The organism is Chthoniobacterales bacterium (assembly GCA_039930045.1).
Classification (GTDB): Bacteria; Verrucomicrobiota; Verrucomicrobiia; order Chthoniobacterales; family DASVRZ01; genus DASVRZ01.
In genome coordinates this window covers 1-24,461 of sequence record JBDSQB010000009.1, presented here as the reverse complement: position 1 = coordinate 24,461, position 24,461 = coordinate 1, and the positions used below count along the sequence as shown (strand labels likewise).

The window sequence follows — 24,461 nt, the reverse complement described above, 5'->3', positions numbered from 1 at the left end:
ACTAGCTGTCCACGGACAAGGTTTGGACGCCTGCGTTGTCGGCGCCGACGATGCGGATGCCGCAGACTTTCTGGCCGGAGGCACGGGACATCGCGCGGGCGACCATTTCGGGGTTTTTGAGGGTGACGGCGGCGATGGTGGAGCCGGAGCCGGAGAGAAATCCGCCGAGGGCGCCGGCTTTTTCTGCGGCTGTGAGCACATCGGGGAGAAACGGGATGAGCGGAGTGCGATACGGCTGGTGGATTTTGTCGGCGAACGCTCCGCGCAGCGACTCGTAGTTTTTACTGGCGAAGGCGGCGGTGATCGCGCAGGCGTTGGCGAGGGAAAAGACGGCGTCGGAAACAGACAGCGTCTTTGGCATCACTTTGCGAGCGGAGGTGGTTTCCGTTTCAAAGTCGGGGATGAGCAGGACAAACATCAGACTCGCATCCACCTCGAAGCGGGCGACGCGGCCATTCTCACCGGCGACGGTGAAGCCACCGTAAACCGCAGGCGCGGCGTTGTCGGGATGACCCTCCAAAGCGGCGCAGAGGAGGAAAATCTCGTGGCGCGTCATGGGTTGTCCGCAGAGTTCGTTCAGGCCGTGGAGGAGCCCGAGTCGAACCGTGACGCTGCTGCCGAGGCCACGGGAACGCGGCACCTCGCCCTCAATCGACCAGCGAAAGGGAAACGGCGCCTGTTTCGCCCGCGCAAAAAAACCTGCGGCGGCCTGATCAATCATCGGCTCGGGCAGCGAAGATTCGGCGCGTTCGATGGTAAAGACATTATGCACGGCCAGCGCAATGCCGAGGCAATCGAAGCCGGGTCCGAGATTGGCGGTGGTTCCGGGGACCTGCACTCTGGCTCGCTGAATCGACATGGGAGTTAGAATCGAATGCAGGCCGCCGCGCATCAATCACGAAATGCGTGCGCACCGTTCACCCAAACAGCAGCCTTGCCAGCATTTCACCCGGCTCCTAGTCTGCGCGCCTTATGTCACTTCGCAACGACGGCCGCACGGTCGACCAACTTCGCCCGCTCTCTTTCACTTCCGACATCGCGCCAAATGCGACCGGCTCGGTCCTCGTCGCCACGGGAAATACCCGGGTGATTTGCAGCGCGATGATCGATGAAAAAGTGCCGCGCTGGATGAAGGAACAAAATGTGACGGGCGGCTGGCTGACGGCGGAGTATTCCATGTTGCCCTATTCGACGCTCGACCGGAAGGCACGCGACATTACGAAGGGCCGGCTGGATGGACGCAGCACGGAGATTCAGCGGTTGATCGGGCGTTCGCTGCGGGCCGTCCTGGACTTGGAAAAATTGGGCGCGCGCACGCTCTGCGTCGATTGTGACGTGTTGCAGGCCGACGGCGGCACGCGCACGGCGGCGATCACGGGCGCGACGGTGGCGGTGGTGATGGCGTGTCACAAACTGGTCGCGGCGGGGAAGCTGGCGGCGTTGCCGATCAAGAAACTAGCGGCGGCAGTGAGCGTGGGTATCTGCGGCGGCGAGGCGTTGCTCGACTTGAATTACCTCGAGGACAAGGACGCCGAGGTCGACATGAATCTCGTGATGACCAGCGACCTAGAGTTCATCGAGTTGCAGGGTTCTGGCGAGGAATCCGTTTTCTCCGAGGCGCAACTGGCCGCTCTCATCGCTGTGGGAAAAAAGGGCATTGCCGAACTGCTCGTAGGGCAGAAAATGGCACTTGAGGCATTGGGCATTTCCCTCTCTTAATACGGCTCTGGTTTCCATTTAACTCCCATGAAAAAAGCGCTCATCACCGGCATCACCGGCCAGGACGGTTCCTATCTCGCCGATCTTCTTCTCGCCAAAGGTTACGAAGTTCACGGCATCATCCGCCGGGCCAGCACGTTTAACACGTCGCGCATCGACCACATTTACGCCGACCCGCACATCAATGGCGTGCGGCTGTTTCTGCATTACGGCGATCTGGCCGACTCGGTGCAACTGGTGAAACTCCTCTACAAATTGCAGCCCGATGAAATCTATAATCTCGGCGCACAGAGCCACGTGCGGGTGAGTTTCGACATCCCCGAATACACGGCGGACGTCACGGGCGTCGGCACGATTCGCATTCTGGAAGCGATCCGCGAATCGGGGGTGAAACCGCGTTTCTACCAGGCGAGTTCCAGTGAAATGTATGGGAAGGTGCAGGAGATCCCGCAGACGGAAAAAACGCCTTTCTGGCCGCGCTCACCCTATGGCTGCGCGAAGATGTTCGGCTATTGGGCGACGATCAATTACCGCGAAAGCTACGATTTGTTTGCCTGCAACGGCATCCTTTTCAACCACGAAAGCCCGCGACGGGGTGAGACGTTTGTCACCCGGAAAATCTCCCGTGCCGTGGCCAACATCAAGATCGGCCAACAGAAAGACCTCTACCTCGGCAACCGCGAAGCCAAGCGCGACTGGGGTTACGCGCCAGAATACGTCGAAGGCATGTGGCGGATGTTGCAGGCCGATGAGCCGGACGATTACGTGCTGGCGACCAACGAGACCTACTCCGTGCAACAATACGTCGAGGAAGCCTTCGCCTGTGTCGGGCTCGACTGGCAGGAATACGTGAAATACGACGCGCGTTACGAGCGTCCGGCCGAGGTCGATCTCCTCATCGGCGATCCCTCCAAGGCCAAAGCCAAACTCGGCTGGGAACCAAAAACGAAATTCAAGGAGCTCGTCAAAATCATGGTCGATGCCGACATGGACAAAGCCCAGGGCATCGTGCGGTCGGGGATTCCGGCGTAAAAAATTCCAACAAGCCGGGGGAGCAGTAGCGATTCAATCGTATGGCCACTTCCTACCAACTCGCGGGACGCAACGTCCTCGTCACCGGCAGCAGCCAGGGCATCGGGCAGTCCATTGCCATGCGACTTGCCCGTGAAGGCGCGAACGTCGTCATCAACTACCATTCGCACCCGGAAACCGCCGAGCAAACCGCCGCCGACATCCGCGCTCTCGGACGAAAGTCGGTCGCGCTGGTCGCCGACTTGGGCAACGTCGCCGATGTCCAGAAACTCGTGGCTGACTCCATCGCCGCGCTCGGCTCGCTCGACATCCTCGTCAACAACGCCGGCATCGAAAAAAACGCCCCGTTTACCGAAGTCACCGAAGCCGACTACGACCTCGTTCTCGACACCAACCTGAAGGGCACCTTCTTTACCTCGCAAGCCTTCGCCCGCCACCTCATCGACCGCCAGTCGCCCGGAAAAATCATCAACATCAGCTCCGTCCACGAGGACCTGCCATTCCCGCATTTCACCGCTTACTGCGCCAGCAAGGGTGGAATGAAAATGATGATGCGCAACCTCTCCATCGAACTCGCGCCCCACGGCATCACCGTCAACAACATCGCCCCCGGAGCCATTGAGACGCCCATCAACGCCAAACTCCTCCACGACCCGGCCCTCCTGAAATCGCTTCTCGGCAACATCCCGCTTGCCCGCCTTGGCAAGACCGACGACGTCGCCGCGCTTGCCGCCTTTCTCGCTTCCTCCGACGCCGACTACATCAACGGAGCCACTCTCGTCGTCGATGGCGGCCTCACTTGGAACTACTCCGAACAGTAAATTGTAACTGTCCAATCTTTTCTCGTGTTCGATACGGCAAAACCATGATTATCTAACTCCCATGGCTGCCATCTCCCCCGCTGCGACCCCCGACACCATCCTGCATCACCCTCCGGGTTTCCGCGCCCGCCGCGGGCTCAACTGGGCCATCATCGGCCTCCTCTACGCCTCCTTCTACATGTGCCGGTACAACTTCCGGTTCGCCACCCCCGGCATGGTCGCCGAGTTTGGCTTCAGCACCCTCCAGATCACCTCCATGCTCAGCGCCTGGTCGCTCGCCTACGGCACCGGCCAGCTCGTCAACGGCCTCCTGACCGACCGCATTGGGGGAAAGACCGCCATGATTACCGGAGCCATCGGCACCATTATCGTCAACCTTATCTTCGGCTTCTCTTCCTTCGTCGGCACCTTCTCGACGTTCTCCCTCATCTGGCTCTTCAACGGCTACTTCCAATCCTTCGGCGCGCCGGGCATGATCAAAATCAACGCCGCCTGGTTCCATCGCACCGAGCGCGGCACCTTTGCCGGCATCTTCGGCTTCATGATTCAGATGGGCCAGTTTGCCATCAACAACTTCGCCCCCATCATCCTCGCCGGCCTCACCGTTGGCATCTGGGTCCTCTCGCCTGGGCCCGCTAACGGACGCGCCACCGACTGGCATTACCTCTTCCGCATCCCGCCCTTCATCGTCGCCTTCGCCGCGCTCCTCTTTGTCTTTTTCGTCAAGGAAACCCCCGAGGCCGCCGGCCATCCAGACGCCGTTAAAGACGATGCCACCCCTCCCGGTAGCCGAGGTAACGAAGGCAGCGAAACCCGCGCCAGCATCCGCGAATGTTTCATTACCATCTTCCAGCACCCGCTCATCTGGTTTTACGCCCTCGCCTACGCCTGCACCGGCGCGGTGCGAAACAGCTCCGACCAACTCATGATCCTCTACTTCCACGACGTGCTCAAACTCGACCTCGCCGCCAAGCCCGCCGCCGTCGCCTGGACCGTAAACCTCATGCCGCTTGTCGCCGTCCTCGGTTCCTTCCTCTCCGGCATCGTCTCCGATAAAGTCTTCAAAGGCCACCGTTCGCCCGTCGCCATGGGCCTCTACTTCATCGAGGCGCTCGTCATCACCGCCGCCGCCATCGTCATCCACCTCCACTTCGTCGGACCCACCCCGAGTGGCATCTTTATCGGGTGCATGTTCCTCGTCCTCGTCTCCTTCACCGCCAACTCCACCCACAGCATCGTCGGCACCTCCGCCGCCATGGACATCGGCGGACGGAAAATGGCTGGCTTCGCCAGCGGCGTCATCGACAGCTTCCAATACTACGGAGCCGCCATCGCGCTGCCCCTCACCGGCTACTGCATCCAGAAATACGGCTGGGGCATCTGGTATCCCATTATGGCCGGCTTCGGCTGCATCGGCGGCCTCGCCATGTGGAGCGTCATGCGGAAACAAAAACGCCTCAACCTGGCCTCAGCTTAATCGAAGTCTTTGTCGTTCTATTCGATCTTCCGAATCTTGACCGCCATCCCGTAGGCCAAGCCTCCGCTTACCTCACCGCATAATGCCCGTGGATCCAGACGCGGTGATGATGCCGCGTGCGATGCCAATAACCGGGCACCCACACGTAATGACGATGATGCCGTCGATACGAGCGGCCATGATAGTAACCGCGGTCGCCGATAGACACCACCAGACTGGCCGCTTCGGTGGGCGAAGGAGTCATAACACCAGCACCTAGCACACCGGCCAGCAACAGAGAGACGAAGGATGTTTTCATATGAAGAGAAACGTCACCCGCCCCGCCGCCGGATGTCAGTCGCATGGCACTCCCACGGCCAGCGGTGGCCCACAATTCCGGGGAGCGCAGGCGGCTCGCCTGCACCCTTTGGCGGCCCGCCAAAGTGAGGATGGCAACTATCGAACTCGAATCACTCGCATCGCCCATTGGTTCCCGGCGGGCCGCCGAGAACTGCAGGCCAGCGGCCTGTGCTCCCCAGACAAACGGCGCGCCGCTGCCCGTTTCTTTGGGAGCGCACGCGTCCCGCGTGTTCTTTTTGGCGTCTCGCCGAAAAGACGGGGGTCAGCATGCATAGGCGACGGTCGAGTGAAATAGAATACGAGGCCCGGTGCCTGAAAAAGCTCTTACCCTCCATGGACGGAAGATCGCCATTGGGCGAGACGCCCAACGGAGCACGCGGGACGCGTGCGCTCCCGAAGCAGAGGCCGCCATCCTCCCACTCCCAGCCCCGCACCACCTTCCATCGCTTACCTTTTTCGATAAACACCGAAATAGATACTGACCCATCCCTCGTTTCCTGACATCACAGTGCGATGGAACTCCACTCCGCTGCCGATCGCAATGTGCGGTGGTTCATCGTTTTTCGCGTGCTCTTCAATGCCCGGTTTTACTATCCGGTGATGGCGATTCTCTTCCTCGACCTCGGCCTCACCCTCTCACAATACGCCCTCCTGAATGTCGCCTGGGCTGCCGCCATCGTCCTTCTGGAGGTGCCCTCGGGTGCGCTCGCCGATCTCGTCGGACGCAAACGACTCGTCGTCTTTGCCGCCTGCCTCATGGTCCTCGAAATGGCCGTCTTTTCCTTCGCGCCCCGGTCAAATCTCACGCTGCTCTTCTGGCTGTTCATGCTGAACCGGGTGATCAGCGGTGCGGCGGAGGCGAGTGCGAGCGGGGCCGACGAGGCGCTGGTCTATGATTCGCTGAAAGCCGCCGGGCGCGACAACGAATGGCCCCGGGTGCTGGAACGTCTGGCGCGCTGGCAGTCGGGCGGATTTTTCTTTGCCATGGTCGTCGGTGCGGCGGTCTATGATCCGGGTCTGGTCACACGCGTGCTCCATTTCATTGGAAGTCCGCTCGTGGCAACGAAGGCGCTCACCGTTCGCTGGCCGGTGTATCTCACCCTGGCCACATCGCTCGGCACCGTGCTCGCCGCGCTGCGCCTGCACGAGCCACCGCTGACTACGGGAAAACACGTCACGGCCGGGGCAGCCTTTGGCGAAGTGGTTGCTGCCGGACGCTGGATCTGGGCGTCGCCGCTCGCGCTCTTCGTCATTGCCGCGACGATTTGCAACGACAGCTTCATTCGACTCTTCCTCACCATCGGCAGCCAATATTACCGGCTCATCCAGTTGCCCGAGGCGTCGTTTGGATTGATTGGCTCCGGGTTTGCCCTCCTCGGCTACCTCGCGCCGCCGCTGGCGAAACGGCTCATCGCGCTAGGGCCGCCGACGCGGGCTTTCGCCGTGGTGTCGGGCTTGAGTTTCATCGCACTCACGGGGCTGACTTTTGTGCTGCCTTACACGGGGTTGATTTTTCCGCTTCTGCTCGGTCTCGGCATGTCGGTGATGAATTTTCTCACGTCGTATTATCTCAATCAGGCCGCTGACCCGGCGCGACGGGCGACGATCTTGAGCTTTCGCGGGCTGGCGACGAATCTCGCCTACGGCAGCGCGGGACTGATGTTTGCCGGTTTGTTGCGCGGCTTGCAGTCGGGTTCGATGGCACTCACGCCGAATGAGGTTTTCGTGGCCGCCCTGTCGTGGCTCCCGTGGATATTCGCCGGTGTGACGATCGGAATGTTTCTCCGCCTGGCCAAACGGGTGAAAGGCTAGGCAGCCCGCGCCTCCCCCAGAGTTGCGAGTTGCAAGTCGGGTCAGAACTTTCTTTTCTCCTTTTTCTTCCTGCCGCCGCAGGGGCAGTCCACAGCGGATGCGACGTAAAACCTCGTGTTTTCTCTAATTTGGAAGACAAATGTGAGAATCCACGGTTCATCGGCACCCGGAAGCCGCTTTTTCGCCCTCATTTACCCGGCAAAGGGCACTTCTGAAAATAATTCCCGCTGGCAAATGAAGAATGTTCCGCAAGTGGTGCATGGAACCTGCTTAAGAAGGAATCCATAATGCCACCAGAATTTGAGCAACTAAACCGGGTGAATCCCCGGCGTCGGGTCAACCGCAGCATGATCAAACCCCAGTGCTATTCCATCACCGTTTTTACGGAGCGCTGGCGGGAGATTCGCAACTTCTACGTCAATATCCTGGCGGCGAAGGTGATCAGTGAACGCACCGACCGTTATGTCGATCTCATGCTCGGCGGCATGCCGCTGACCATTCGCCCGTGCCTGATGGGCGAGGCCGTGAGCTACTTCCATTTGTATCTGTCGATCAAGGAGCGCCAAGCCGTGCTCGACCAGTTGCGGCGCAATGGCGTGATTGTTTTGAATGACGGACCGTATGCCAATTTCCGAGATCCGGAAGGCCGGTTGATCAAGGTTTCCGAGTCCGAGGCGGTGCTTTTCAAGAGTCCGGAATCGCTCCGGCACCAGACGAAGGCTGCGGCGTAGGTTTTACCAGCCGAGCCGCTCGATGGCGTGGGCGGTTTCCGAGAAATTCTCAAAAACGAAATCAGGCTGATAACTCTCTAACTCGTCCCTGCTGTATTCGCCGGTGGCGACGGCGACCGTTTTCGCGCCGATGGCCCGACCGCAAGCGATGTCTTTCGGGGTGTCGCCGATAACATAGATCGCCTCCGGTGGAAATTCGACGCCGTGCTTTTCCAAGGCGCGCGCCTTCGCGAAATGCCCCAGCTCGTTGCGCACGTGGTGATCGTCGGCAAACGCGCCAAACTCGAAGAAATGCCAGATGCCGAAGTGGGCGAGCTTAATCTCGGCCCCGCGAATGAGATTGCCGGTGAGCAGGGCGACGACGAGGCCCGGACGCGACTGGAGTTTTCCCAGCAGTTCGAGGATGCCCGGCAGCACGCGTCCGCTTTTCTCCGGGAGCAACATCTGCAAATGGTGCAGGTAGCTGTCGAGGTAGCGCGCTATGTTCGCCGCCGTCGGCTCAATCCCGTGATGCGCCAGAATCTCGCGGCAAATATTCGTATCCGTCGCCCCGGCGAGACTGATGTGACTCAGATCGTCCTCGATGCCGAAACTGTCCTGCAACGCTTGTTGCAAGGCGGGAAACCCGGTGCCGCCGGTGTCAATGAGGGTGCCGTCGATGTCGAAGAGAAGGAGTTTTTTCAAGGGAGTTAGGTTAGAATGGAGCCGTGCTGGCGGCGAGTGTTTTCACCGGTTCCGCAGCGCGACGAGTTGCAGAGGATTCTGCGACAGTGCGAAAGGGTGGGAATGCAACCGCGCGATTCGAACCTAACTCGCGGTCGCGGGGCGGGATTGAACCCGAAAAACCGCTTCGAGAAGCTCGAATACGTCGCTGATCCTGATGCGGAGTTAGATCCAGATGACGAACTGCGTCCGCTGCGCACGCAGTTTCTGAAGGACGCTACGCAGTCGATCATCACTTACAACAACAGCCCCGATATTGGTTTCGAGGCCAGCCTGAATCCGTATCGGGGTTGCGAACACGGCTGCGCCTATTGCTTCGCACGGCCGACGCACGAGTTTCTGGGGTTTTCTGCCGGGCTGGATTTTGAATCGAAGATCGTCGTGAAAGAGAACGCGCCCGAACTCCTCCACGCCGAGCTTTCGGCCCGAAAGTGGAAACCGCAGGTGCTCATCATGAGCGGTGTCACGGATTGTTATCAACAGATCGAGCGTACCCTGGAAATCACCCGCCGCTGTCTCGGAGTGATGGCGGAATTTCGTCAGCCGGTTGGCATCATTACGAAAAATCACCTCGTCACGCGCGACATCGACCACCTGAAAACGCTCGCCGCGCATCAGGCGGCGCTGGTGAATATTTCCATCACCACGCTGGACGCCGAGCTGGCGAAAACACTCGAACCCCGCGCCTCCGCTCCCAGCCGGCGACTCGCCGCCGTGGAGGAACTGAGCGCGGCGGGCATCCCAGTGAGAGTCCTCATGGCTCCATGTATTCCGGGGCTGAACGACCACGAGATGCCCGCAATCTTTGCGGCGGTCGCGAAGGCTGGGGCGCGCGGCGTGGGTTACGTTCCCCTGCGGCTGCCGGGTGCGGTCGCGCCCGTTTTCGAGGATTGGCTGGAGCGAACGCTGCCGGGGCAGAAGGAGAAAATTTTGAGCCGGGTTAGGGCGATGCGTGGCGGCAAATTGAACGATCCGCGTTTCGGCTCCCGGATGAGCGGCGAAGGTTTCTATGCGACTGAAATGCGAAATCTTTACCAGCTCGCCCGTCACAAGGCCGGCTTCCCCAAGGAAATGCCCGAGCTTTCCACGGCGGCCTTCCGTGTGCCGACGAATCAGTTGTCGTTGTTCTAACCAAAGAAAAAGGCGGCTTGGATTTGCCGCCTTGTCTTTTTCAAAATCGAACTGCCGTTATCCGGCGTGGGAGTTTCAATCCTCCGCTTCGTCGCCCTCGTCGTCTTCTTCTTCCTCCTCGTCGAGGTCGGCGTCGTCCTTGGTCGTCCACTTCAGTTTGCGGCGGGCGGCGGGGAGCGGGGAGAGCATCATGTTAATGCTGCGGCCCATCATTTTCGGCTCGGTCTCCACGGCTGACATGGTGGCGAGATCGGCTTTGACGCGTTGCATCAGCGCGTAACCCAGATCTTGGTGCGCCATTTCGCGTCCGCGAAACTGGAGTTGGGTTTTAACCTTGTTGCCCTTGTCGAGGAACTGCTCGGCACGACGAATCTTCGTCATGTAATCGTGCTCGTCGATATTGACCCGGAATTTGACTTCCTTGAGTTTGCTGGTGGTAGCCTTCTTTTCCTTTTCCTGCTTGGCGATCTCGTAACGGTATTTGCCGAAATCGACGATGCGGCAAACTGGGGGGTTGGCGTTGGGAGCGACTTCGACGAGGTCCAAGCCGGCTTGCTGCGCGTGCTTGATGGCGTCGGTCAGTTTCAAGACGCCAAGTTGCTCATTAGTGGACGCCACGATGACGCGCACTTCTCGAGCGCGTATGCGGCCATTGACACGGGGTGGTTGCTGTATGGTGCTATCTCCTTGGAAAATCGGCGCAGGTTAAGGCGATGACTCTCGGTTTTTGGTTTGGGTTAAAAAATCTGCGAGGCTTGTTCACTGCCATGCGGAACGAGGCATATAATAGCGCCTCTGCCCACAGGCAAGCTTTAATGTGAATCGCACTCACTAACTGCTCCGGTCTTGCCAAAATGCGCCTCGTAGGAGGCATAGCCAGCGGCATCTTCTAACATCGCGTCGATGGTCGCGGCAAGCGGCGTGAAATGCACCAGACCGGAGAAAACAGCCCGATCGCCGATGGGGCTCTCAATCAGAAACGCCGGACGTTGCGTTACCTGCAACTGGCGAAATTCCTCGGTGCTAACCTGCGCTGCCTGGAGAATTTCTGGCGACCGCGCCTTCTCCAAAAGCTCCTGCGGAAAAATGCCGGTCGCCCGTGATGCGACTTCGGCTGCTATCTGCCAGTCCGCGACTTTTTGCCCCTCGATGAGGGCAGCGTGCGCTAGGGCCATCCGCACGGAATCGTCTGCAACTCCCATCTGTTTCGCTGCGAGAGCCATTAGACTCGGAGGCAAAAATTGACCCTGGCCAGTTTCAAACCAGCCAGGGTTCAACTTATAGGGCGAGCGGCGAATCGTGCCGCTGCGCCGGTAAAACCAATCGCATTGCTCGAGGGACTCGGGAAATGCGGACGCCTCCATGAGGGCGATCTTCCAATCAAACTCGGCGACTGCGGCGTATCTCGCCTGCAGTGCAGTCCAAGTCGGTTCCGCCCAGTGACACCATGAGGAAAGGACTTCCAGATAATAGGTGACCCGGATGGCGGGCATGGGAGTTACTTCTTCTCCGCAGGTTTCTGGTCGGGTGCCGCAGTTGCTGGAGTGGCGCTGGCAGCCGCGTCTGGTGCGGCGGCTTCAGGAGCCTTGATGCTGAGAAGCTCGACGTCGAAGATTAGGGTCTGGCCTGGTCCGATTTCGGGAGGAGCGTTGTCGCCATAAGCGAGTTCCGCTGGAATGTAGAATTGGGCCTTGGTGCCGACGGGGATGAGTTGGAGACCTTCGGTCCAGCCCTTGATCACGCCAGCGAGAGGAAATTCCGCAGGCTCATTGCGCTTGTAGGAGCTGTCGAATTCTTTGCCGTCGATGGTCGTGCCGCGATAGTTGGTGACAACGGTGTCGGTTTCCTTCGGTTTCTCGCCTTTGCCTTCGGTGATGATCTTGTATTGCAGACCGGAAGCGGTGGTTTTCACGCCGTCCTTCTTCTTGTTCTCCGCGAGGAATTTCTCGCCGATTTCCTTGTTCTTTTTGCCGTCGTCTTCACGCTTCTTGGCCATCTTGGCCATCATTTCCTTCTGAAACGTCTCCATCGTGGACTTCATTTCCTCGTCGGTGAGGGCGAGTTTGCCGCCGCTGTAGGCGTCCTTCAGGCCGAGCAATACTTTGTCGGGATCGATCTCGATGCCCTGGCGCTTGATGGTGGAACCAATATCGACGCCGATGCTGTAGCTGACTTTGTCTTTGGGTTCTTTGAGGTCTTCAGCTTGCGCAAAAGAGGTGATGGTGAGTGCGGCAACGAGTGCCAAAGGGGTGAATTTCATAGGAATCGCAGTGGTAAGCCAGATGCAGAAGCGGTGCAAATAATAAAATGGTAACAATCCGTCTCGGAGCCTTATTTTTCCGAAATAGCGGCAGCCATGATCTGGAAAATGTCCGTGTTATCGAGGAAACCGTGAACCTTTTCACTGCCCGGGCCCTGGCCTAAGAGCCAGACATTACCGCCGCTGTGCCAGGCGGCTCCGCTATGAATCAACGCCGGAGAAACAGCCTCCGGCGCGGTGTAATCCACCGACGGGTCGGGCGGAGTGACAGTCGTATCGAGCACGCCGCCGGGGCCGCTGGCGAAGGTGAGCACGGGCAGTTTCGTGATCGGACTGGTCTTTAACAAAGCATCGCCCTTCGTGCGAATCGGTAGCCCAGGGTTTAAGGTGAGTCCCCCCGTGTTGTGGTCGGTCGTGACGAGAAAGAGGACGTCTGGCCCGATCTTTTGGCGGATCAGAGCGACGGTGCGATCCAGCACGAGCACTTCCTCAAGAGCTCGCTTCATGTTGTTTAAATGACAGGCCTTGTCCGGAAGCCCGGCCTCGGCGATGAGCAGCCAAGGTTTTCCCGAGCTTTGCAAAAGCCGGAGTCCTTCGGAAACCATGTCCTCGAGGTGCGGCTTGCGGTCGCCATCGGCGATGAAGTCCAGTTTGAAAGGGGCAAAAATTCCCAGGATCGGCTTCCGCAAATCGGCGGGCGGCGCGGCCATCCATTTGTCCCACGAGTCGAAGATTTGGATGTTAGATGCTGTCAGGGTGGAAACAGTCGAATTAAAGACAGGCACAAATTTAGTGCTCCCGCCTCCGGGTGGCCCGCCCTGGAAGTAACGCTGGCCGCCGCCGAGGAGAAAGTCGCAGTTTTTACCGAGATTTTGCGCTTCCAGATTGGCAATAATGTATTCCTCCTCGCGATGATCGTGCTCGATCACAAACGGCGCGGGAGTGCCGCCGGTCACGCTGTCGTCGGTGATCACGCCCGTGGCCCACCCCGCTTTCTTTGCGAGATCCACAATGCTCGGCGCGCTCGGTTTTCCCGGCGGCGGAGAACCGACGGCCTGGTTGTCGGCCTTGAAACCACGAGCCAGCGCGGTCGCGGCAGCGCCGGAGTCGGTCACCATTCCATCGTAGGAATACGTGCTCACAAAAGCCGACTGCGGCATGGTTTCCAGATTGAGTTTGGACGCAACACCGCCCTGATAAATGCGCGCGGCGGTGAGTAGTTCCAGCGAAGTTCCGTCGGCAATCAGCAGCACGACTCCCTTCGGCGCCGCTTGCAGCGAAATAGCTAGAAGCAGCAGGCTGAAAAGTGAGCGGACTAACATGGAAATGGAAGTCAACCCAGCAGCTTGACTAACAAATCGCCGACGATGGCGGGATTCGCTTTTCCTTTGCTGAGCTTCATGACTTGTCCCTTGAGGAAGTTCACCGCTGCCACTTTTCCAGCGCGATAGTCTTCGACCGACTTCGGATTTTCGCCGATGACTTGCAGGCAGATCGTTTCAATCGCGCCGCTGTCGCTCTCTTGTTTGAGCCCTTTTTCCTCGACGATCACGCCGGCCGATTTGCCAGTGGCAAACATATCGGCAAAGACTTCCTTCGCCTGCTTGCCATTGATTTTTCCGTCGTCCACGAGGTTAACCAATTCATCCAGCAACTCTGGTTGGATGGGCGATGACGCAATAGTTAGATTGGCCGCGCTCAGGGCGCTGAGAAGATCGTTGAGCATCCAGTTGGCGATACCCTTTGGCTTGCGCGCAGTCTTCACCGCCGCCTCGAAATAGGTGCAAAGATCGAGATCGTTGGCAATCACTGAGGCGTCATACGGACTTACAGCGTAATCACTCACATAGCGGTCGCGTTTTTGCGTCGGCAACTCAGGCACCAGCGTGCGAACTTCCGTCATAAACGCTTCCGTTTTCACCGGCAGCAAATCGGGATCGGGGAAGTAACGATAGTCAGCGGAAGTTTCCTTCACGCGCATGAGATAGGTCTCGCCTGCGTCGTCGTCCCAGCGGCGGGTTTCCTGCTTGAGAACAACTCCATTTTCCACTGCTTCGGTCTGGCGCTCGATCTCAAAAGCCAGCGCGCGTCTAACTCCGCTGACGGTGTTCAAGTTCTTCAGCTCGATCTTCGCGTTGTAGTCTTTCTGCGATGCGGGTCTCACGGAAATGTTGCAGTCCACACGCATCTGGCCCTTGTCCATGTCGGCGTCGCTCACGTTGCCATAGACTAACACTTGGCGCAGCGAGGTTAGATAGGCAAACGCCTCTTCGGGTGATGCAATGTCGGGCTCGCTAACAATCTCCATCAACGGCGATCCGGCCCGGTTAAAATCGATCCCAGTGTTCGCATCGAAGTGGAAACTTTTCGCGACATCCTCCTCCAGATGAATGCGAGTGAGCCCGATGATTTTGTTAGGAGTCGTAATCTTCTTTTGGTGATCTTTTGGGTAGGCCAGATCGTGCAGCGGAACGCCGCCGCCGAGACAAATCGGTTGGTCGAATTGTGTGATCTGGTAGTTCTTCGGCATGTCCGGATAGAAGTAGTGTTTGCGGTCGAATTTGCAGATCTCGGGAATCTCGCATTTCAACATCAAACCTGTCAGCGCAGTAAGTTTCAGTGCCTGCAAATTCATTACCGGCAATGCGCCCGGCATGCCGAGACAGACGGGGCAGGTGTGCGTGTTAGGTTCCGCTCCAAACTCCACGGGGCAGCCGCAGAACATCTTGCTGCGAGTCTTAAGCTGGACGTGGACTTCCAGTCCAATGGTGACGATCAATCCGGGTTTCATAAATGTTAGTAGAGAATGGTGTTGAGAGGAGTGGGGGAGGGTTTGGCGGGTGCAATCGGACCGGGCTTGAGCGAGTAGTCCAGAGCTTTGTTGAACTCGAACGTCTTCAACTGCGTCCGCAAAGAATCGTCCTTCAACATCTCCGCGACTTTGGGATTTTGCATCAGACCGACGTAGTCTTTCTTCTGAACCATGACCTGAACTTGCGGGTCGTCCGCTAGTTTTTTCAATGCGGGATGCTGCATCAATTTCTTCGTTCCGGGGTAGTTGAAAAACCGATTCATCGCATCTGGATCGGCGGTCATCGTGGTGACGCGATCCAGCGTTTTGTAAACTGTCGTCGGAGTCGGATCAATCGTCTCGACTACTGCAGCGACGGGACCGTTTTCAATCGCCTGACGCGCCTTCGAGAATTGCGTCATGACTGTAGTGCGCGTGTCGTCGGGCAGCTTCTCATGACGTTTCTCGGCCACGTGAAATTGAGCGTCCACGACGGTTCCTAACAATCGGATGCCTGCCAGAAAAACTACTAGAAAGAACACGCTGAAGAACAACCCGATCGTCGCGCCGCCGATGCCGTAAATGAAGCGCATGATGGCGGATTCCTGCTCGCGCGTTTTGCGGAAAAGCATGTTGATTAGGAAGCGCAGAAACAGGTAGGTGAGGAAGCCAGTGAGGAGGGAAATCACTGCTGGCTGCACGGAGCCGAGCACCGCCACATCGGGCACCATCGGAGTTAGAACCGGACCTAGCTTGTAGCCTGCAATGTAGCCCGCGAGGATGGCGAAGATTCGCAGCACCTGGCGCACAATGCCGTTTTGCCAGCCTGACCAGACGTTCATCGTGATGATGAGCAACGTGAGACTAACCAATGCGATTTGTAGCACGGTGAGACCCGCGAAAGTGTTCTCGGCGAGCGTCATGTTAGCGGGGAACGATATCGGTCGCGCGCTGCCGCAGCCAATGATCGGCTAATGTTAGCCAGGCCATGGCCTCGACCATCGGCACGGCGCGCGGCAGCACACATGGATCGTGGCGTCCGCGGGCGGCGAGTTCTGTTGCTTCGCCGGATTTGGTGACGGTCTGCTGCGAGCGCGTAATCGTGGCCGTGGGTTTGAAGGCGACACGAAAGAAAATGTCCTCGCCATTCGAGATGCCGCCCTGGGTGCCGCCGGAGAAATTCGTCGTCGTGCGGACCTTTCCCTCACGCATCACAAAAGGATCGTTATGCTCCGCGCCCGTCATGCGCGTGCTGGAAAAACCGGAACCGATCTCAAAGCCTTTAGTCGCGGGCAGACTGAGCATTCCTTTTGCCAAGTCGGCTTCCAACCGGTCGAAAACGGGCTCGCCGAGGCCGGTCGGACAATTTCGGATGACGCATTCGACGACGCCGCCGACCGAGTTGCCGTCGGTCCGCATTTGTTTGATCAGCGCGATCATTTTTTCCACCGCAGCCGCGTCGGGACAGCGCACGATGTTACCTTCGATAGCACTGAAAGTCACCGTAGACGGATCGACTTCGGCCTCGATGTTGTAGATCGATTTCACGTAGGCCAGCACCTCGAGTTGCGGTGCGATGTGGGCGAAAAGTTTCTTCGCGACCGCCGCCGCCGCCACGCGGCCAATTGTCTCGCGGGCCGACGCGCGACCGCCGCCTTGATGATTGCGAATCCCGTATTTTTCCTCGTAGGTAAAATCTGCGTGCGATGGGCGAAACGCGGTCTCCATCTCGGTGTAAGCCGACGGGCGCGCGTCCTTGTTCATCACCACGATGGAAATGGGAGTCCCGAGGGTTTTTCCCTGGAAAACGCCGCTCAAAATCCGGCATTCGTCCGCTTCGTCGCGCGGGGTCACGATCTCGCTTTGACCCGGACGCCGCCGGTCGAGATCGACTTGAATATCGGCCTCGCTGAGTTCCAGTCGCGCCGGGCAGCCATCAATGACCACGCCAACGCCGCCCCCGTGGGATTCACCCCAGGTGGAAATGCGAAATAGCTGGCCCAGTTGACTCGACATGTGACCGCACAGCAAAGCAAAGGCCGCCGCTGGGCGCGAATAAAAACTCCAGTTTTATGCAACTCCGCTGCATCGCGGGGGGGAGTTGCAGTCGTATCAGGATTTACACTGAAGACCTGCTCGGGGTAAGCTGCATCCGAGTTTTGACATTCTTCGATAACCACCGAACATGACGTTATGATCACCGCCACCGCACCCGCCATTCCCCGCATCGCGGGTTTCCCCGAATTTAGCCTCTCGCGTCTGTTGAAAACGGTCTTTCATCCGAAGGGCGGCGAAAATGTGGCCATCCTGATCGATCTCGAAAACCCAGCCGAGGTGAAGGATTTCGCCTTTCTGAAAAACCCGGAACTCACCATCCAGCGTAACGCCTACGAGGTCTTCTACCAGGGTTTGCTCAACGGCGAGGGTGCGGCGATCAACGTCGGAAACGTGGATTTCTACGCCTTTGAAATCACCGGCGGCAGCAACCTCGACATGGGCGACGAGGCGTTCACTCCCGTGGGAAAACAAGTCAGCCTGGAGCGCGACGTTTACCCGAATTACCAGATCATTCTCTGCATTTCCACCTACTCGGCGACCGCGCCGCTGACGGCTTTTGCCAAGCAATACGGCTTCCGCGGCGCGACGCTGCATGGGGTGAATGAGATCATCCTCGGCTCCGGCCTGGCCGTGGATTACGACGAAGTCAGCCGCGATGCGGAAAAGCTGCGCCTCGGCATGACGAACGCGGACTGGGTCGAGATCGATTACACTCTGGACGACGCGAAATACACGCTGCGCCTCCAGCTCGACGGTCAGGAGGCGCAAAAAAGCCACGGCCTCTGTCGCGGCGGTCCAGACATTGCCAATCTGCCGGCGGGTGAAATTTATTACGTCCCCACCGGAGCCGAGGGGCAGTTTCCCTCGAAATACGAGGACGGCACTTTGGGAATCATGAACGTAACCGGCGGGCGAATCGTTCACGCGGATTTCGTGCGCGGCAACCCGGGAACCGTCGCCGAGCACAACGCGAAACTGGCCTACGATCCGGTTACCGGCGAATTGGGCGAACTCGGTTTCGGGACGCAAGTGCTGCCCGTTTCCGGTCGCGACATTCAGGATGAAAAAGTCCTCGGCACGATGCACGTCGCCACCGGGCGCAGCGATCACCTCGGCGGCAATCTGGTTCCGAGCATGTTCAAAACAAAAGCCAACGCCACGCACGACGACATCCTTTTCTCCCCGGCGAAAACCCCCGAGATCAACGTCCCTCAAGTCCGCATGTCGCGCCACGGCCGCACCGAAGTGCTCATCGAGAATTTCCAACCCGCCGCCTACATGGCTGGTTTGCTGGCTGGATAAAACGAGAGTCGAGTTCCATGGGAATGAGGCCGCCTTTTTGGTTGCCGAAAAGCTTTTTCAACACATACTGACAGCGCCTGTATTCCATGACAGGCCCAGTGACCGGGGACATAGCTCAGTTGGTAGAGCGCGTCGTTCGCAATGACGAGGTCAGGGGTTCGATCCCCCTTGTCTCCACATTCTTGAGAAGTGAGACGCAATTCTAAGAAAAACTTCTTGGAATTGCCGACTATCTGAGGTAAAAACACGCGGCGGGGAGCAATGGTATGGAAGCTGCGTATTAAGACGGGTCATGTCGCCCGTCCTCATATTTCCTGGTTTTTTTAAGAGAAAGATCGGCTTCACTCTGACGGAAATCCTGATTTCCATGACTTTGCTCGCGATTATTTTCCTGAGCATCACCTCGACTTTTCTGGTGCTGAACAGGCAGAGCTCCCGGAGCCGGATCGGAACGGCGGCTGTCGTCATGGCCCAGCAGGAGATTGATGATGTGATGTCGGCCCGGCCTTACACGGCGACGAGCAGCGTTCCGCAGATTTTGCGGGTGCAATCCGAGGGCGGCACTCTGGCCACGGGAGATAGCTGGGCCGCGTCGGGCACGGATGCCAGTGGACGTGCTTACAGCGTGGTGATTTCCCCGGTGGGACTCCAGATTGGGGCGAACAAAGGCACGACCATCGTCAACGGGCAGTTGCTCCGGAAGATAACGATCATCAATTCGTCTTTGCGTCAGGTGGACGTGACCGTGGGCTACAACTATCGCGGCAGCAACAGCGCGACCAACAACGCTTCCTACACCTACACCACTCAGGCGGCTTTCGAGTCAGCCTACCGATACCAAGTCCGCTTCAGCACTTTCCGCTCACTCGATGAATAAGACATCTGCCAGCCGCTTTTCTTCAAGGGCCTTCACCCTCATGGAACTCGCCATTTCCATGGGCATGTTGACCATCGTGGGCGGCGTGATTTACACCGTTCTGAATGGGGGAATGATTCTTTTCTCCAAAAACATCGCCACCAACCATTCCAATCTTACGGTGCGCATGGCCTCGCTCCGCCTGATTCAAGATTTGCACGAATCAGTCGGACGTCCCGAATTGGTCAAGCTGGTGAGTGGCAGTTTTCAGAGCGTTTCTACAGCGACGGGCCAGGGCGTGCGGTTTCCTTTGCTGCTCAATTCCAAAGCCTCTTACGTTGTTTCCAGCAGCACCAATACTTACAGCATCCCGACGGTGTCCGCTACTTCGTCGGTGTCCCTGAAAATCCCACAGCAGACCGTTTCGCCGAAAGTGGGCGACATCCTGATTTTTCCCGACATCTCGGATATTTTGGGAAACACCCTGACGCGCACGATCACGGCTGTCTCCCTGGGCAGCCCGACCACGGTCACGGTGAAGGATCTCGGCGTCAACCTGAACATCAGCCCGAATACGTATCCCACTCCGCCGATTGAGCCGACTCTCATCTATATCGCGCGACTGGCAGCGTATTGCGTGGTGCCTACGACCACGGCGACGGACAGTGATGGTTTGCCCACAAATACGGAGGTCCGGTTTTATCCCGATGCCTTGGTGACCACGAGTTACACCGTTACCAACCGGGACATGACCACCTATCTGCCTGCCGGCACCTTGACGTTGCCCGACGGTGCCTTCTCCATTCCGACGGGAAGCAGCAGCGTCACCGTCCAGCTTATTTCCATCAACGCCGACACCGGTGTCCGCAAATACATTGGAGACCGCATGGTCCTCAATGAAACCATTCCCGCCAAATGCACCATGCTCCAAAGCACCGTCTATAACTGAGATCACCGCCATGAAAAACGAACAAGGCAACACCATCGTCATCACCATGATGATCATCGCGACTTTTGCCGCGCTCATCAGCGTCTCCTTTGACTTCACCACCGCCATGGATAAAAACGGCGAGCGCACCGAGGCGTATCAAGCTGCCGCCAACATCGCCGACGGTCTCATCGACCAGGCGTTCACGGTCTGGAAAACCGCCAGCCAGAATCGCGGCGCAGTCGGCGAGATCACCACAGCGGACTTAAAGACGACTCTGGCCTCCTACACGCCGGTTTCCGCCTCCGTCGCGAGCAGTGCCACCGGCTTTTATTACACTCAGGACCTCACAGTGGGCAGCGATGGCTTCAAAAAGGATTTCAAGATCACCCACATTGATGGCTTTGGAAATGACGTCACCACCTCGGTGACGCCCACCAAGACGACCGGCGAGGACTATCTCCGCCCCGCCATCGGCGCGGACACCGGATTGCGCAATTTCTACTACAAAGCCCACGTTGGCGTCACAGTTCCCATCCGCGACCGCAGCACCACTGGCGCAAGCGTGCATGTGGAGACTAATCGCTATTTCGTCAAGCGCTTTAAATCTCCCTGGAGCTTCGCCATTTTCTATAATGACAACCTCGAGCTGCATCCGGGTCCCGACATGATCATCAACGGCTGGATCCACAGCAACGGCACTTTCTACGCCGCAGAAAACAGCGTCCACATGATGGGACGCGTGACCTACGGCAACGGCATGGAGGGCAACTACGCGCCAGGCGACTCCCGGCGCATCAGCGGCTCCAACTTGTTTCCCACCTCGGCACCCATTTACGGCGGCGGCACCGACCTGGTCTCTGGCTCCTCTGTTTCCAACGGCTATCTCGACAACTGGACCAGTACTTCGCCGCCCACCGCAGGCACCCAGCAAAAAGTCATCGATATCTCCAGCAGTACGTTTAACACGACGGATTCCAATCCGAACAACGACGACTTTCAGGAGATCATCGAACCCCCGAACGCCAGCTACCCCGATCCCGCCGAGATCGCTGGCCAGCGTTATTACAACAAGGCAGACCTTCTTGTCCAAATCAGCGGCAGTCCCGCCACCGTCAGCGTAAAAGTTAAAACTGGAGAGGATGCCAACGGCTACAGCATTTATGGAGTTGCGCCTGACGCCACTCTCGCCGCCGTCTTCACCCCCAGCAAGACCGTGCGCGACAACCGCTGGGGCGGAAATGTGGACGTGACAGATATCGATGTAAGTCAACTCACCGCTCGCTCGAAACTCGCCACCACCGACCCGAAATACTTCGCCGGGAACAAAACCATCTACGTTTACGACTCGCGTGGCACCAGCACCACTCGCAAAGGCATCCGTCTCATCCGCGGTGCCGCTTTGCCGAGTGGCGGGCTCACCTTTGCCAGTCAAAACCCAGTCTATGTGCAGGGCGACTACAATACCAATGGGACCTACGCCACCACGGCCACCACCGATCGCACCCCCTCCACGCAGCCCGTCTCGAACTCCTCCACGCCCGATCAGACCAAGCCCACCATTACCGGTACCATCCAGCAGCCAGCGGCCATCATCGCCGACGCCGTCACCGTCCTCTCCAACGCCTGGAACGACGCCACGGTGAACTCCTCCACCACCACCGTCACCGCCGCCTCGCGCACCACCGTGAATTCCGCCTTCATGACCGGCAACGTGGAAACCACCAGCTCGGCCTACAGTGGTGGCGCGGAGAATTTCCCGCGTTTCCTCGAAGACTGGACCAACATTGAATTCACCTACTGGGGCTCCATGGTGGAAATGTTTCAGAGCCAGCAAGCCAACCAGCCTTGGGGCAAATCCAATGTTTATAGTGCTCCGAAACGCCGCTGGAACTTCGACAGCCGCCTCGTGAATAATCCGCCGCCCGGCACGCCCTATCTCGTTTCCTACTCGAAGACCGACGGACGCTGGTTCCTGCAATGAAAACCGCTTCTCGTCTGTTGATCGCCTGCGTCTCCGCTTGGGGAGCGTCCGCCGCGTTCGCGCTGGATTTCACGCCCCGGCAGGAAACGCAGATGATCGACACGTATCCGATTCATTTTTTGAGCTTTCCCGATGGGGCTCAACGAGTGGCCTACGGGCCGCCCACAGGCTGGAAAGCCACTGGCAGCGGCAGCCGACTCACTCTCGACGACTCCAACGGACAAGGGCAGGCGTATTTCCAAGTGTGTCCAATCCCGAAGCCCGCTTCCTTTAACGCCGACACGCTGAAAAATCTGAAGGCCGCCGCGCTGAAGCTGGTGCCGAGTGAAACTCAAAACGTCACCATCGCCGAATCCACCGGACAGCATCTCATTGCCAATGGCGAGTTTTACACCGCCGACCTCACCTACGCCTTTTACGGGCAGAAATTTTGTCTGCGCGTGACCTTCATCAATCTCGGCAAAGAGTATTTGGAAATCGTCTCCACTGCGCCAGCGAAACAGTTTCAGACCTTCAGCCAAGCCCTGGAAGGCAGCCTCTGTTCCTGGCATTGGATGGACGCCCAATAATAGCCAGCCCCGGCCCCGTTTCGGAAAGAATAGGCGTCGGTGTCCATTTTTTCGTTTTCGTGGCGTTCCTTTATCGGTTATTAAATTTGCCGACCACTTCGGAACCGAGACACCACATGGACCTTCCCACTGACTTTGCTGCCAAGATCGACGAAACGATTACCCATTATCCCGTTTCCAAACGGTCGGCCACCCTGCCGCTGCTGCACCTGTTTCAGGAGGAAATGGGCTACATCAGCGATGAAACGATCACCTGGATTGCAACCAAACTCGAGTTGCAGCCGATCAACGTCCTCGAAGTCGTCACGTTTTACCCGATGTTTCGCCGCAAACCGGCGGGATTGCATCACATTCGCGTTTGCCGCACGCTCTCCTGCGCAATGGGCGGGAGTTACGAGTTGATGGACCATTTTTGCCAGAAAGCGGGCATTCACCGGCATGAACATGGCGGCCACGGCGACCCGATTTCCGTGAGCGAGGATGGAAAATTTTCCATCGAATTTGTCGAATGCCTCGCCAGTTGCGGCACCGCGCCGGTTTGTATGATTGGCGACGATTTCTACGAGGGCGTGACCCACGACGAGGCGACCACGCTCCTCGACAACTGCGCCGACAAGGAAGAATACGCCGTTTAATTTATGGTTTCTCTAATCAAACAGCCGCATCCCGGTGAGCGCCGGATGATTTTCAAAAACATCGACCGTCCGGGTTGGAGCAACGACATCGAGTCGTATCTCAACGACGGCGGTTACGAGGAACTGAAAAAAGCCATCACGATGCAACCCGTGGACATCGTCAACGAGGTGAAGGCCTCCGGTTTGCGCGGTCGCGGCGGCGCTGGTTTTCCCTGCGGAGTGAAATGGGGCTTCATCAAACAGGACGGGCCGAAGCCAAATTACCTGATCTGCAACGCCGACGAGTCCGAGCCCGGTACCTTCAAGGATCGCGTCTTGATGTGCGGCGACCCTTTCGCGGTGGTGGAGGCGATGACCATCGCCGCCCTGGCCACCGGCTGCGAACATGGCTATGTCTACTTGCGGGCCGAGTACCCACTGGCGCACGAGCGCTTGGCGAATGCGCTCGCCCAAGCTCGGACCGCGGGACTCCTGGGCCCGGACATCCTGGGCAGCGGCCTGCACTTCGACATCGAGCTGCGCCGGGGATCCGGAGCCTACATCTGCGGCGAGGAGACCGCGCTGTTCGAGTCCATCGAGGGCCGGCGGGGCGAGCCGCGCAGCAAGCCGCCCTTCCCGGTGGAGCAGGGCCTCTTTGGCAAGCCCACGGTGGTCAACAATGTAGAGACCCTGGTCAACGTCCTGCCCATCCTGGAGCGCGGCGGCGCGGCCTATGCTCAGATGGGGACCGAACAATCCAGCGGCACGCGGCTCTTCTGCCTGAGCGGCAACGTCGCCCGACCTGGGATCTACGAGGTCCCCATGGGCACGAGCCTCCTGGCTCTCCTGGACAAAGCCGGCGGCGTGGCCGAGGGCCGCAGGCTGCAGGCGGTCCTGATGGGCGGGGCGGCCGGCTCCTTCCTCAGGCCGGACCAGATCGACCTGCCGCTGACCCTGGAGAATGCACGCGCCGCGGGGACCACGCTCGGCTCCGGTGTGGTGATGGCCTTCGACGAGCGGGCCGACCTGCCGGCCGTTCTCCAGCGCATTGCCGCCTTCTTCCGCGACGAGTCCTGCGGCCAATGCGTGCCCTGCCGGGTGGGCACGGTGCGCCAGGAAGAGGCCCTGGGCCGGATCGCCGCGGGCTGCGGCAAGCAGGGCGCCTCGGCGGAGCTGCGGCTCCTGGACGAGGTCGGCGCCGGCATGCGCGACGCCTCTATCTGCGGCCTGGGCCAGGCGGCCTACGCGGCAGTGGAGTCGGGGATCAAGATCCTCCAACTCTACGGGCCGCCTCCGGCACCGCTGACGCTCCCG

General features: G+C 58.7%; 23 protein-coding genes, 1 tRNA gene and 1 pseudogene. 15 read left to right on the top strand and 10 right to left on the bottom strand.

The features are described from left to right. Position 1: 1 nt before the first annotated feature. The gene (thrB, locus tag ABIT76_07190; GenBank protein MEO7932924.1) at positions 2-892 is read right to left on the bottom strand and encodes a homoserine kinase; all 891 of its coding nucleotides are present in this window, start codon (positions 890-892) and stop codon (positions 2-4) included. Positions 893-972: 80 nt separating this feature from the next. Between thrB and rph the strand changes: the two genes are divergently transcribed. The 4 genes from rph (at position 973) to ABIT76_07170 (ending at position 5,049) form a co-directional block, all read left to right on the top strand. Beyond that, on the top strand, positions 973-1,719 hold the full coding sequence (rph, locus tag ABIT76_07185) for a ribonuclease PH (protein MEO7932923.1): 747 nt from the start codon (positions 973-975) through the stop codon (positions 1,717-1,719). A gap of 27 nt (positions 1,720-1,746) precedes the next feature. Further along, a complete protein-coding gene (gene gmd, locus ABIT76_07180; protein ID MEO7932922.1) occupies positions 1,747-2,751 on the top strand; it encodes a GDP-mannose 4,6-dehydratase in 1,005 nt (334 codons plus the stop codon). A 41-nt stretch (positions 2,752-2,792) separates the two neighbouring features. Continuing rightward, positions 2,793-3,572, top strand: coding sequence for a glucose 1-dehydrogenase (locus ABIT76_07175; protein MEO7932921.1), 780 nt, complete (start codon positions 2,793-2,795; stop codon positions 3,570-3,572). A 61-nt stretch (positions 3,573-3,633) separates the two neighbouring features. After that, a complete protein-coding gene (locus ABIT76_07170) occupies positions 3,634-5,049 on the top strand; it encodes an MFS transporter (protein MEO7932920.1) in 1,416 nt (471 codons plus the stop codon). A gap of 67 nt (positions 5,050-5,116) precedes the next feature. Here ABIT76_07170 and ABIT76_07165 read toward each other — a convergent pair whose 3' ends face one another. After that, a complete protein-coding gene (locus ABIT76_07165; protein MEO7932919.1) occupies positions 5,117-5,293 on the bottom strand; it encodes a hypothetical protein in 177 nt (58 codons plus the stop codon). Between the two features lie 608 nt (positions 5,294-5,901). Here ABIT76_07165 and ABIT76_07160 point away from each other — a divergent pair. Further along, entirely contained in the window at positions 5,902-7,200 is a 1,299-nt protein-coding gene (locus ABIT76_07160) for an MFS transporter (protein MEO7932918.1), read from the top strand. 347 nt (positions 7,201-7,547) lie between these two features. Then, the gene (locus ABIT76_07155) at positions 7,548-7,931 is read left to right on the top strand and encodes a hypothetical protein (GenBank protein ID MEO7932917.1); all 384 of its coding nucleotides are present in this window, start codon (positions 7,548-7,550) and stop codon (positions 7,929-7,931) included. Between the two features lie 3 nt (positions 7,932-7,934). On the opposite strand, the gene ABIT76_07150 is transcribed toward ABIT76_07155, so the two are convergent. After that, positions 7,935-8,615: an HAD family hydrolase gene (locus tag ABIT76_07150; GenBank protein ID MEO7932916.1), complete on the bottom strand. Its 681-nt coding sequence runs from the start codon at positions 8,613-8,615 to the stop codon at positions 7,935-7,937. 102 nt (positions 8,616-8,717) lie between these two features. On the opposite strand from ABIT76_07150, the gene ABIT76_07145 reads away from it, so the two are divergent. Further along, positions 8,718-9,785 carry a PA0069 family radical SAM protein gene (locus ABIT76_07145; GenBank protein ID MEO7932915.1) on the top strand — a complete coding sequence of 356 codons (1,068 nt, stop codon included), beginning with the start codon at positions 8,718-8,720 and terminating at the stop codon, positions 9,783-9,785. A gap of 75 nt (positions 9,786-9,860) precedes the next feature. On the opposite strand, the gene infC is transcribed toward ABIT76_07145, so the two are convergent. The 7 genes from infC to aroC all read right to left on the bottom strand — a co-directional run bounded on the left by infC (position 9,861) and on the right by aroC (position 16,852). Further along, positions 9,861-10,460: a translation initiation factor IF-3 gene (gene infC / locus ABIT76_07140; GenBank protein MEO7932914.1), complete on the bottom strand. Its 600-nt coding sequence runs from the start codon at positions 10,458-10,460 to the stop codon at positions 9,861-9,863. A gap of 137 nt (positions 10,461-10,597) precedes the next feature. Then, positions 10,598-11,278, bottom strand: a complete 681-nt coding sequence (locus ABIT76_07135; GenBank protein MEO7932913.1) for a DsbA family protein — start codon at positions 11,276-11,278, stop codon at positions 10,598-10,600. Positions 11,279-11,283: 5 nt separating this feature from the next. Then, positions 11,284-12,045, bottom strand: coding sequence for an FKBP-type peptidyl-prolyl cis-trans isomerase (locus tag ABIT76_07130; GenBank protein MEO7932912.1), 762 nt, complete (start codon positions 12,043-12,045; stop codon positions 11,284-11,286). Positions 12,046-12,116: 71 nt separating this feature from the next. Further along, on the bottom strand, positions 12,117-13,367 hold the full coding sequence (locus ABIT76_07125; protein ID MEO7932911.1) for an alkaline phosphatase: 1,251 nt from the start codon (positions 13,365-13,367) through the stop codon (positions 12,117-12,119). Between the two features lie 11 nt (positions 13,368-13,378). Continuing rightward, entirely contained in the window at positions 13,379-14,836 is a 1,458-nt protein-coding gene (gene gatB, locus ABIT76_07120; protein MEO7932910.1) for an Asp-tRNA(Asn)/Glu-tRNA(Gln) amidotransferase subunit GatB, read from the bottom strand. A 5-nt stretch (positions 14,837-14,841) separates the two neighbouring features. Further along, positions 14,842-15,759 (bottom strand): CvpA family protein, encoded by a 918-nt coding sequence (locus ABIT76_07115; GenBank protein ID MEO7932909.1) that lies wholly within the window; start codon positions 15,757-15,759, stop codon positions 14,842-14,844. Position 15,760: 1 nt separating this feature from the next. Continuing rightward, positions 15,761-16,852, bottom strand: a complete 1,092-nt coding sequence (gene aroC / locus ABIT76_07110) for a chorismate synthase (GenBank protein ID MEO7932908.1) — start codon at positions 16,850-16,852, stop codon at positions 15,761-15,763. A 177-nt stretch (positions 16,853-17,029) separates the two neighbouring features. Between aroC and ABIT76_07105 the strand changes: the two genes are divergently transcribed. The 8 genes and pseudogenes from ABIT76_07105 to ABIT76_07070 all read left to right on the top strand — a co-directional run bounded on the left by ABIT76_07105 (position 17,030) and on the right by ABIT76_07070 (position 24,461). Then, a complete protein-coding gene (locus ABIT76_07105; protein MEO7932907.1) occupies positions 17,030-18,196 on the top strand; it encodes a hypothetical protein in 1,167 nt (388 codons plus the stop codon). A 104-nt stretch (positions 18,197-18,300) separates the two neighbouring features. Further along, positions 18,301-18,373 (top strand) — tRNA-Ala (locus ABIT76_07100). 115 nt (positions 18,374-18,488) lie between these two features. After that, positions 18,489-19,073, top strand: coding sequence for a prepilin-type N-terminal cleavage/methylation domain-containing protein (locus tag ABIT76_07095; protein ID MEO7932906.1), 585 nt, complete (start codon positions 18,489-18,491; stop codon positions 19,071-19,073). Continuing rightward, complete coding sequence (locus tag ABIT76_07090) at positions 19,066-20,001, top strand: hypothetical protein (GenBank protein ID MEO7932905.1); 936 nt, start codon at positions 19,066-19,068, stop codon at positions 19,999-20,001. The genes ABIT76_07095 and ABIT76_07090 overlap by 8 nt, the downstream gene beginning before the upstream one ends. A gap of 10 nt (positions 20,002-20,011) precedes the next feature. Continuing rightward, complete coding sequence (locus tag ABIT76_07085; GenBank protein MEO7932904.1) at positions 20,012-21,964, top strand: hypothetical protein; 1,953 nt, start codon at positions 20,012-20,014, stop codon at positions 21,962-21,964. Next, on the top strand, positions 21,961-22,533 hold the full coding sequence (locus tag ABIT76_07080; protein MEO7932903.1) for a hypothetical protein: 573 nt from the start codon (positions 21,961-21,963) through the stop codon (positions 22,531-22,533). Before ABIT76_07085 ends, ABIT76_07080 begins: the two co-directional genes overlap by 4 nt. Positions 22,534-22,649: 116 nt before the next feature. Then, positions 22,650-23,168, top strand: coding sequence for an NAD(P)H-dependent oxidoreductase subunit E (locus ABIT76_07075; protein MEO7932902.1), 519 nt, complete (start codon positions 22,650-22,652; stop codon positions 23,166-23,168). Positions 23,169-23,276: 108 nt separating this feature from the next. After that, positions 23,277-24,461 (top strand): annotated as a pseudogene (locus tag ABIT76_07070) (NADH-ubiquinone oxidoreductase-F iron-sulfur binding region domain-containing protein).